Source organism: Bacillus cereus (assembly GCF_025917685.1).
Taxonomy (GTDB): domain Bacteria; phylum Bacillota; class Bacilli; order Bacillales; family Bacillaceae_G; genus Bacillus_A; species Bacillus_A cereus_AT.
This window is the reverse complement of the sequence record NZ_CP089518.1, coordinates 282,501-290,000: the sequence shown is the minus strand read 5'-3', so window position 1 is coordinate 290,000 and position 7,500 is coordinate 282,501. Positions and strand designations below refer to the sequence as shown.

Here is a 7,500-nt window from a genome sequence, read left to right as displayed (position 1 = left end):
AAAAGTTCTTATTTTCGAAAAGGGACAGATGAAATACAAGATACGTTACTTATCAAAAACACCATACCTAATGTCTCAAGTGTAGTTTTTAAAAACATAGATATAAAAAAAACAGAAAAACAATTAGAAAAGTTTAAAGTGGCTGGTGATTGGTTTTTCTATGTTTCTATTCTTAAAGAGGGGAATATTTACTTCAATCCAAAACCCCTAAACTATCATAGACGACATACAAATAGTGTGACGAAAACCGAAGATCCATATTCTCATTACAGTGAAGTTGTACAAATGCAGAATTTCATTAAAGAAACCTTTACTATCGACGACATTTCTAAAATGAAAATGTACACATATAGAAAGTATCTTAAAGCATATTTGAAGATTTAACTATATACTTTCCTCACCATCAGTATCTCTTGTAAGATACTACTATGATTTAGGGGGAATACTCTTTGAAAGAATTTATAGAGGAAAATAAAGATTTAATTTCTCAAATCGCAAACACCTACAATGTAAATGCAAACATCCATCCTGAGGATCACATTTTTCAATTCCTTGTCACTAATCCCGTCTTCCCTTCTAAAAAGGAAGCGATAGATTATTATTTTAAAGATGGAAAAAACTCAGCAGAAATACTCTTAGACTTAATTACTTCCTTTTACACTCCTATAGACAATCCAATTAAAGTATTAGAATTTGCATCCGGATACGGCTGCGTAACACGGCATTTAATAAATATACAAACAGACTTACGTCTAACTACATGTGATATACACGAAGAAGCTATTACTTTTATTGAAAGTACATTAAATACTTCTTCTATATTATCTCATCCTGAACCTGAACAGGTAAAATTGACCTCATCTACGTATGATATTGTTTTTTGTCTATCCTTTTTTTCTCATATGCCTGATACAACTTGGTTTCGTTGGCTTCAAACATTGTATAACGCTGTTTCACCCGGTGGCTTATTCATTTTCACAACTCACGGATATCAAAGTAAAAAGTACTTCAACTTTCCAGATTTAGATAAACAAGGTTATTGGTTTCTCCCTTCCAGTGAACAATTGGATTTAGATGTTAATCAATACGGGCAAACGATCGTTAGTCCCTCTTACGTATGTGAAAAAATTAAATTATTACCTTATAACCCTATCATCAAAAAATACACTGAAGGTTTTTGGTGGGAACATCAAGACCTTTGGGTAATACAAAAAGAAATAAAATAATAAACCATGCCCTACTTATATACAAGTGGGGCATGGTTTATTATTTTTCACTATATAAGAACTCTTCAATCCATAGCTTGTTTAATCTAATTCCACTTTTGAAATCTATTTTAGGTTCCCAATTAAATTCTTGTCTTACCCTATCTATATTCAAAATGATTTTTTGAACATTCTCTTGTTTTTGTTTATAACAGATAAAATCCACTTTTCTTTCTGTTAATTTCTCCAATTCTACTATAATTCGTTTTAAAGAGAGACCTTTGCCGCTTCCTATGTTATATACGCAAGATTTCAATCGATTAAATTGCGATAGTTGTATCGTGATTTCAACTAAATCATCGATATAAATATAATCTCGAATAATCTCTTGTGGATTCCCGTATATATTAATCCTTTCATTACTGAGATGCTGATACAAAAAACAATTTATTGCCCCAACTTTCTTTAAAGGATTTTGATATTTTCCATATGGATTAGAATATCTACATACAACATAGTCTATTCCATATTTCCTCTTATAAAAATACAAATAATTCTCAAGCGACACTTTTGTTATCCCATATGGAGAAAGTGGTTTTAATGGATGTTTCTCATCAATAGGTAAATATTCAGGTTCACCATAAACCGTACCTCCAGAAGACGCTAATACAATTTTTTTAATCTGAAAATCTTTAACATTTTCCATGAAATTAAGAAAAAAAAAGCTACTGTTAATATCTCCAAAAACATCTTCAATTGAAGTTGCTACATTAGACGTTGCAGCTAAATAAATAATGATATCCACATTCACTAAAGCTTTATATATATCTTCAACATTTTCTAAATCACCTCTAATAAATTCAACTTCACTTATAATATTTTGAGGGAAATTATTTATATGTCTGGAAAATACTTTTACATTTTGACCCTGTTTTAATAAACCTATTGCGAGATTAATACCAATGAAACTATTCCCACCTACTATTAAATAATTATTCTTCCTCATAATATCCTCTCTAGTAATAAAATTTTTACTCGTCACACCTAGAAATACAAATAAATGAACTTGGTCACTTCTATTATTCATCCTCTTATAATTGTATGCTCCTTATAAATTTTCATTATCTTTATTTTATATTTTCATTTTAGAATCGCTATCTTATCTAAGCTGACCGCAAAAAACACTCATAATATTTACTTATTTCCATGAATATATTAGATTAATAAAAACTTCCTTTCCCATATTCTCACTCGTTTATTCTATTTAAAGAACCCTCTCCGTGAATAAAACTTTCAAAAAGGAGTACTAAATTTATGAAGAATGTAAATCAAGAGCTTTTAAATCATGTAATGCTACATAAAGATCGAATTCCACATTTCCATAAAGACTTTCCACTTATACTATTCTGGAGCCATAGAAGCGGATGTACCACATTAGCTAATTGGTTCTTTTTTCAAATTGGATTATTTCCTGAAGCAAAGAAATACAATGACTTTATTCATTACTATGAGTTCTGGGTGTATAAAAACAATATAAATTACATACCCGAGTTACAAAATGGTCTTCTAGAAGCAAAAAAAGATGTTTATAAACTTGTACGAAACCCCTATACAAGGGCGGTCAGTTCCTTTTTATTGCTTGCTGACAATCCATATGCTAGCCCTCAATGGGAAAGTATCCGGCATTATTTTTATAATGACAAACATAGTAACCAAGGAATATCATTTAAACAATTTTTATATTACGTTCAAGCATTCGGTTCCAATTCCCTAGCAATAGATATACATTTTAGTCAGCAATACGTCCCAGGTGAAGAAAACTTCATCCAATGCTATATTCCTTTAGAAGATTTTAATACACAAATCACCAATATAGAACACATGTACGATTTGACTAAATCCAATTTAGCGCTTCTTACAAATTCAAATCATCATCGCGCTCATAAGATGCTTTATACGGGAAGCTATGCAGAACTTAGCATTACAGATGCATCCTTCCCTCGCTTTCCGACATATGAAAGCTTTTATGATAAAGAAACCATGGATTTAGTTACAGAAATATATGCACAGGACTTTGAAATGTATCCGTACACAAAAGGGATATTTTAAGTCTATACATTCTTCAATGAATAAAAGTGAATGTATCGCATAGCATAAAGTGAAACTTTAATTAGCGTGGGGTTCTCCCCCGCTAATTATTCCCTTCTACCAATCTTACTTTTATGGGTTCCCTAATTTTCACCCACTCTCTTTGTTTTCGCTGATTGTTGACGTGTGTGTCATATGCATTTAACACAGGAGTGATGTCATGTGGAAGGTAATTTGAAACACAATAATGGATACTGCGTTATTTGTGAGAAGGAAACTACATTTATAGAGCATAATGATTGGCTTAGAGATCATTACTTATGTCCTACATGCCACTCTATACCGAGGCAACGAGCTTTAATCCATGTTTTAAATACATTTTTTCCAAAATGGGGTTCCTATAATATCCACGAATCCTCTCCTGGGGGAATTACAACTCAGCTACTAATAAAAAACTGCAAAAACTATACATATTCTCAATACTTTAAAAACTATCCTCAAGGCCAATACTTTCAAGGAATTAGATGTGAGAACTTAGAAAACATGACCTTCCAAAATGAATCTTTTGATTTATTCATTACTCAAGATGTTTTTGAACATGTCATGACACCAAACAAGGCCTTTAAAGAAATAGAACGAGTATTAAAGCCTGGTGGTGCTCATGTATTTACTGTCCCTTGGTATCATACACTTACAAAGACTTTGCAAAGAGCGAGAGTGAATAAAGAAGTGATTGAGTATATTGAAGAGCCCATTTATCATGGAAACCCTATCGATGAGAATGGATCTTTAGTAACATTTGATTGGGGGCAAGATATGATTGAATATATTTATACACATGCAAATATGTATACTATTGTTTATTTACAAAAGGATAGATCCCTAGGATTAGATGCTGAATTTTTGCATGTTTTTATTAGTACAAAAAGCTCGTAAATAATTTTTATCATTATGTAATTCGGAGGTTTAACAAATGAATAACTTTAAGTTAGGAAGTGATTTTGATAACCTTGTTAGTCCATTATCTGACGCCGAACTTCTAAATCTATTTATACAAAGTTTCTCACAAACAACTATAAACGGCATCCCCGTACCTACGTTCCCCCCTGAAAAAATTCAAAAACAATTTGTAGGTGCTTCCTATGAACACGCCCTATATGAAGCATATTTGTTTTATAGCCATATAAAAACATACGCTCAAAATTTAGGTGTTCCCTTGAATAAAGAAAGTAAAGTTTTAGACTTTGGTTGCGGATGGGGAAGAATTATACGTTTCTTATTTAAAGATGTCTCTGATCAAAATCTACTCGGCATTGATGTGGATCTTGCAATGATCACTCTTTGTAATGAAACATTATGAAGGGGTATATATAAAACAGCAAGTCCACAACCTCCTGTAGAATTTATTCACGACAATTCATTAGACATCATATTCGCTTATTCCGTATTCTCACATTTATCTGAAGAAACTGCAGAAAATTGGATAAAAGAATTTTCAAGAATACTTCGTCCAGGCGGAATTTTTATTGCCACAACACAGGCACGATATTTTCTCGATTTTTGTCAACAATTTAAAGAACATCCTGAATTAATTCAAACAGGATGGCATAAAACTTTATCTCAAGCTTTTCCAGATATACATCGCGCCATCTCGGATTATGAGAGCGGCAATTTTGTCCACAGTCCTACTGGTGCAGGAAATGTTAGAAATAGCAGCTTTTACGGCGAAACTGTTATACCTATGACTTATATTAAAAAACATTATGAGAAGTACCTAAAGTTGCGGGATTTTTTTGATGATGTAAACCGACTACCACAGGCTTTATCTGTTCTCCAGAAAGAGTAACTCCTTTCGTTCATCATAATACACTAAATTTCATGATGAACGACATTTTTTATTTCAGCCATATATATCAAAGCATCCTAGGCTCTCATATTAAGCAAACTGTAAAACCAAATCCAATACGTAGCATAAAAAGAACAGTGCGCAAATAACAAATCTCTTGTTTTAAACTTGCTCCACAAAATCAAAAGTAACTTCCCACCACTTGAACTCCAAAGAACATAAGGGGGATATAACTTGAAAATAATCGCTTTTTACTTACCACAATTCCATCAAATAAAAGAAAATGATCGATGGTGGGGTAAAGGTTTTACTGAATGGACAAATACTAAAAATGCACAACCTTTATTTTCAGGACATTATCAACCTAGGGAACCTTATCAAGATTTTTATTATGACTTAACCACCCCATCCGTAAGAAAATGGCAAGCAAAAATTGCTAAAGCATACGGCATATATGGTTTTTGTTATTATCACTACTGGTTTAAAGGTAAGAGGCTATTAGAAACACCTTTTAATGAGGTACTTAAGATTGGCGAACCAGATTTTCCATTTTGCCTTTCTTGGGCAAATGAACCATGGACAAAAACTTGGGATGGTCTTGATAAACATATATTAATGCCTCAAGATTATGGAGATGTATCGGATTGGAAAGAGCACTTTGAATATTTATTACAAGCGTTCCAAGATAAAAGATATATTCGTATAGATGGTAAGCCTCTATTCATTATTTATCGCCCAGGACATATTCCTGATTGTGAAAAGATGCTTAATTATTGGAATACACTAGCACAAGAAAATGGTTTAAAAGGTATATTTTTTGTAGAAACACTAAACAGCTTTCCAATTCCACATATAAATGGATTCGGCGCTAGCGTTCAATTTGAACCTTTTTATACAATTTCCCATGATAGCTCTTCAGACATAAATAAAACAATATATGAGTCTGGTATGCAATTAAATGCTTGGGACTACGATAAAGTATGGATGTATATATTAAAACGATCTCCCTCAAAGAAAAAAATATTCCCTGGAGCTTTTGTTGATTGGGATAATACAGCTCGCCGCAAAGATTTAAACAGTAGTATTTTCATAGGTTCTACCCCTGAGAAGTTCACAATGTATTTAAGTAAGCAAATTCATCGTGCATACTCCCTTTATAATAGCGAGTTTTTATTTATTAATGCGTGGAATGAGTGGGCAGAAGGTACTTACTTAGAACCTGATAAAAAATATGGGTTCGCTTATTTAGAAGGAGTTAAAAAGGCAATTAATCGAGGTATGAAAGCATACAAAAAAGACGAGTCATTCTGACTCGTCTTAAGGTTGCTTGGCGACGTCCTACTCTCACAGGGACAAGGTCCCAACTACCATCGGCGCTAGAGAGCTTAACTTCCGTGTTCGGTATGGGAACGGGTGTGACCTCTCTGCCATCATCACCAAACTATGAAGGCATATTCCTTCAAAACTAGATAACATTTGCTACATATTATATGGTTAAGTCCTCGATCTATTAGTATTCGTCAGCTCCACATGTCACCATGCTTCCACCTCGAACCTATCAACCTGATCATCTTTCAGGGATCTTACTAGCTTACGCTATGGGAAATCTCATCTTGAGGGGGGCTTCATGCTTAGATGCTTTCAGCACTTATCCCTTCCGCACATAGCTACCCAGCTATGCCCTTGGCAGAACAACTGGTACACCAGCGGTGCGTCCATCCCGGTCCTCTCGTACTAAGGACAGCTCCTCTCAAATTTCCTACGCCCACGACGGATAGGGACCGAACTGTCTCACGACGTTCTGAACCCAGCTCGCGTACCGCTTTAATGGGCGAACAGCCCAACCCTTGGGACCGACTACAGCCCCAGGATGCGATGAGCCGACATCGAGGTGCCAAACCTCCCCGTCGATGTGGACTCTTGGGGGAGATAAGCCTGTTATCCCCGGGGTAGCTTTTATCCGTTGAGCGATGGCCCTTCCATGCGGAACCACCGGATCACTAAGCCCGACTTTCGTCCCTGCTCGACTTGTAGGTCTCGCAGTCAAGCTCCCTTATGCCTTTGCACTCTACGAATGATTTCCAACCATTCTGAGGGAACCTTTGGGCGCCTCCGTTACACTTTAGGAGGCGACCGCCCCAGTCAAACTGCCCACCTGACACTGTCTCCCGGGTCGATAAGACCCGTAGGTTAGAATTTCAATACAGTCAGGGCGGTATCCCACCAGCGCCTCCACCGAAGCTAGCGCTCCGGTTTCAATGGCTCCCGCCTATCCTGTACAAACTGTACCAAAATTCAATATCAGGCTACAGTAAAGCTCCACGGGGTCTTTCCGTCCTGTCGCGGGTAACCTGCATCTTC

Annotated in this window: 6 protein-coding genes, 2 rRNA genes and 1 pseudogene (2 of these 9 running past the window's edge); 6 read left to right on the top strand and 3 right to left on the bottom strand. The window is 35.2% G+C overall.

Translation table 11 applies throughout. From position 1 onward, the window contains the following. Together LUS72_RS01625 and LUS72_RS01620 are read left to right on the top strand one after the other, a co-directional pair. Positions 1-384: the end of a glycosyltransferase gene (locus LUS72_RS01625; RefSeq protein ID WP_264448512.1), read on the top strand. Its footprint begins 1,548 nt before the window's first position; the window shows 384 of its 1,932 coding nt (coding positions 1,549-1,932); its start codon lies off the left edge, out of view; its stop codon occupies positions 382-384. 65 nt (positions 385-449) lie between these two features. After that, positions 450-1,226 carry a class I SAM-dependent methyltransferase gene (locus tag LUS72_RS01620; RefSeq protein ID WP_097833490.1) on the top strand — a complete coding sequence of 259 codons (777 nt, stop codon included), beginning with the start codon at positions 450-452 and terminating at the stop codon, positions 1,224-1,226. 40 nt (positions 1,227-1,266) lie between these two features. On the opposite strand, the gene LUS72_RS01615 is transcribed toward LUS72_RS01620, so the two are convergent. Then, on the bottom strand, positions 1,267-2,211 hold the full coding sequence (locus tag LUS72_RS01615) for an NAD-dependent epimerase/dehydratase family protein (protein ID WP_264449048.1): 945 nt from the start codon (positions 2,209-2,211) through the stop codon (positions 1,267-1,269). 308 nt (positions 2,212-2,519) lie between these two features. On the opposite strand from LUS72_RS01615, the gene LUS72_RS01610 reads away from it, so the two are divergent. From LUS72_RS01610 to LUS72_RS01595, 4 genes and pseudogenes are all read left to right on the top strand, one after another. Further along, entirely contained in the window at positions 2,520-3,314 is a 795-nt protein-coding gene (locus LUS72_RS01610) for a sulfotransferase family 2 domain-containing protein (RefSeq protein ID WP_097833489.1), read from the top strand. Positions 3,315-3,515: 201 nt separating this feature from the next. Then, on the top strand, positions 3,516-4,229 hold the full coding sequence (locus LUS72_RS01605) for a class I SAM-dependent methyltransferase (protein WP_097833488.1): 714 nt from the start codon (positions 3,516-3,518) through the stop codon (positions 4,227-4,229). Between the two features lie 37 nt (positions 4,230-4,266). After that, positions 4,267-5,139, top strand: a pseudogene (locus LUS72_RS01600) (methyltransferase). Positions 5,140-5,373: 234 nt separating this feature from the next. Beyond that, positions 5,374-6,450 (top strand): glycosyltransferase WbsX family protein, encoded by a 1,077-nt coding sequence (locus LUS72_RS01595; RefSeq protein WP_264448511.1) that lies wholly within the window; start codon positions 5,374-5,376, stop codon positions 6,448-6,450. A gap of 14 nt (positions 6,451-6,464) precedes the next feature. On the opposite strand, the gene rrf is transcribed toward LUS72_RS01595, so the two are convergent. Together rrf and LUS72_RS01585 are read right to left on the bottom strand one after the other, a co-directional pair. Continuing rightward, a 5S ribosomal RNA gene (gene rrf, locus LUS72_RS01590) occupies positions 6,465-6,580 on the bottom strand. Positions 6,581-6,629: 49 nt separating this feature from the next. After that, positions 6,630-7,500: ribosomal RNA gene (locus LUS72_RS01585) — 23S ribosomal RNA — on the bottom strand; it runs 2,051 nt beyond the window's last position.

What these genes read in the sequence shown, in the direction of transcription:
- LUS72_RS01615 (WP_264449048.1), bottom strand. Translation starts at nt 2,211, where the DNA reads ATGAGGAAGAATAATTATTTAATAGTAGGTGGGAATAGTTTCATTGGT.
- LUS72_RS01610 (WP_097833489.1), top strand. Translation starts at nt 2,520, where the DNA reads ATGAAGAATGTAAATCAAGAGCTTTTAAATCATGTAATGCTACATAAA.